The 2,874-nt window shown below is 72.8% G+C and carries 1 protein-coding gene; it reads right to left on the bottom strand.

Features of this window, described 5'->3' with window-relative positions:
* The coding region (locus tag ACFO0B_RS31505; RefSeq protein ID WP_378617399.1) for a type I polyketide synthase at nucleotides 1–2,874 on the bottom strand (2,874 nt) is incomplete at both ends.

Genomic DNA, 2,874 nt, shown 5'->3' with positions numbered 1-2,874 from the left:
AAAGCTCCGGCGAACACCGGAAAAGCCCGCGCGAGTTCACGGCCCATCCCCGGCCGCTGCGAACCCTGCCCACCGAAGATCACTGCCAGACCGCCCGCCTTCGAAACGGCGAGCACACCCGCGTCGAGTGCGGCAAGCAACTCGGCACGGTCGCTACCGACCACCACGGCCCGGTCCTCGAACACCGCACGGGTCGCGAGCGACCACCCGATGTCGACCGGATCCAGCTCGGGATGCTCGCGCACCCAGTGAGCGAGCCGCCGATTCTGTGCGGCGAGCGCTTCCGGCCCCCGCGCGGACAGCGCCCATGCCACCGGCCCCTCGGCGACCTCCGGTTCCGGTTCGGCAGCATCGGGCGCCTGCTCGAGGATCACGTGCGCGTTGGTGCCGCTGATCCCGAACGAAGAGACCGCCGCGCGCCGCGGACGGCCGTTGACCGGCCACTCCCGCGCGGAGGTCAGCAGCGAGACCGCGCCCGACGACCAATCCACGTGCGGCGTCGGCTCGTCCACGTGCAGCGTCGCCGGCAGCACCTCGTGCCGCAGCGCCATGATCATCTTGATCACCCCGGCGACACCGGCCGCCGCCTGGGTGTGGCCGATATTCGACTTCACCGACCCCAGCCACAGCGGCTCCGAGCGGTCCTGCCCGTAGGTGGCCAGCAGGGCCTGCGCCTCGATGGGGTCACCGAGCGCGGTGCCGGTGCCGTGCGCCTCGACCACATCGACGTCGGCGGTCCGCAGGCCGCCCGAGGCGAGCGCTTGGCGGATCACCCGCTGCTGCGCCGGTCCGTTCGGCGCCGTCAGCCCGTTCGACGCACCGTCCTGGTTGACCGCGCTACCGCGCAGGACCGCGAGGACCGGATGGCCGTTCGCCCGCGCGTCCGAGAGCCGCTCCAGCACCAGCACACCCACACCCTCCGACGGGCCGAAACCGTCGGCGGCGGCATCGAAGGCCTTGCAGCGGCCATCGGCCGCGATCCCCTGCTGCCTGCTGAAGTCCACGAAGGTGCTCGGGGTGGCCATCACCGTCACGCCACCGGCCAGTGCCAGCGAGCACTCACCACCGCGCAGCGCCTGCGCCGCCAGATGGGTGGCGACCAGGGAGGACGAGCATGCGGTATCGATCGTCATGGCCGGGCCGTGCAAGCCGAGGACATAGGACAATCGGCCCGACACCACACTGGCCGAGCTACCGGTACCGAGCAACCCCTCCAGCCCCTCGGGGACGCTTCGCAGCCGGGAAGCGTGATCGTGATACGTGACCCCGGCGAATACCCCGGTATCACTGTCGCGCAATGCCTTCGGATTGATTCCGGCGTTCTCGAGCGCTTCCCAGCCGACCTCGAGCATCAGCCGCTGCTGGGGGTCCATCGCCAGCGCCTCGCGCGGCGAGATCCCGAAGAACCCGGCGTCGAAATCGCCCGCGTCGTGCAGGAAACCGCCCTCGCGCGAGTACGAGGTGCCGACGCCGGCGGAATCGGGGTCGTAGATCGCGGCGATATCCCACCCGCGGTCGTCCGGCATGACGGTGATGGCGTCACCGGCCCCGATCACCAGCTCCCACAGCTGCTCCGGGGTGCCGACCCCGCCGGGGAACCGGCAGGCCATCCCGACCACCGCGATGGTGTCACCGGTGGCCGCAGCGGCCGGGCTCTCGATAGCCGGGCCGTCGGCGCCGGTGCCGAGGGTCCGGAGCAGGAGGCGGGTGACGGCGTCCGGGGTGGGGTGGTCGAAGATCAGGGTGGAGGGCAGGGTGACGCCGGTGCTGCTCGCCAGGCGGTTGCGGAGCTCGACGGCGGTCAGGGAGTCGAAACCCAGGTCGCGGAAGGCCCGGTCGGCGTCGACACCGGAGGCAGCGCTGTGCCCGAGCACCGTGGCGGCATGGCCGCGGACCAGCTCCGACAGATAGCGGTATCGCTGGGGCTCGGTCATCGTCGCCAATCTGGCGGTCGCTCCCGCCTGCGTCTCGGCACCGTCGGCGGCGATCCGGCGGGCCGGCGCGCGCACCAGGTCGCGGAGCAGGGGGTGGATCGTCTCCGGGTGCCTGCGGAGTGCGCCGTGGTCGAGGTCGATGGCGAGCACCGCCGGGGCGACGCCGGCGACGGCCGCGTCGAAGAGCGCGAGGCCGCGGCTGGTGGGCAGCGGGCGCATGCCACCGCGGGTCATGCGGGCGTGGTCGGTGCCGGTCAGCGCACCGGTCATGGCGCTGGCCCGCTCCCACAGCCCCCAGCCGATCGACACCGCCGGAAGGCCGTGCGACCGGCGCGTGGTAGCCAGCGCGTCCAGGTAGGCGTTGGCCGCCGCGTAGTTCGCCTGCCCGGCATTGCCGAAGGCCGACGCGGCGGAGGAGAACAGCACGAGTGGCAGCTCGCCGATAAGCTCGTGCAGGTGCCGGGCGGAGTCCGCCTTGGCGGCCAGCACCGACCGCACCTGCCGCGGGGTGAGCGATTCGACCACCCCGTCGTCGAGCACACCGGCCGCGTGCACGACCGCCGTCAAGTCCGGGATTCCCGCCAGCAGCGCGGCGACCGCGTCCCGGTCGGTGACATCGCAGGCCACCACCTCGGCGGTTGCGCCTGCGCGGGTCAGCTCGGCGACGAGCTCCGCCGCGCCCGGGGCCTCGGCGCCGCGTCGGCTGGTGAGGACCAGTCCGGTGGTCCCGGTGGTGGCCAGGTGGCGCGCCAGGGCCGCACCCAGAACGCCGGTGCCGCCGGTGATCAGCACCGTGCCGTCGGTGTTCCACGGCTGCGGGATGGTGAGCACCACCTTGCCGATGTGCCTGGCCTGCTGCACGAAACGCAGCGCGTCCACGGCGCGGCGCGCATCCCAGCTCCGGATCGGCGGCGGGCGCAGCGCGCCGGACTCGAAGAGC

Origin of the sequence: Nocardia jiangsuensis, assembly GCF_042650385.1 — a bacterium.
Classification (GTDB): domain Bacteria; phylum Actinomycetota; class Actinomycetes; order Mycobacteriales; family Mycobacteriaceae; genus Nocardia; species Nocardia jiangsuensis.
Note: the sequence above shows the minus strand (reverse complement) of the source record. Positions and strands in the feature narration are given on the sequence as shown.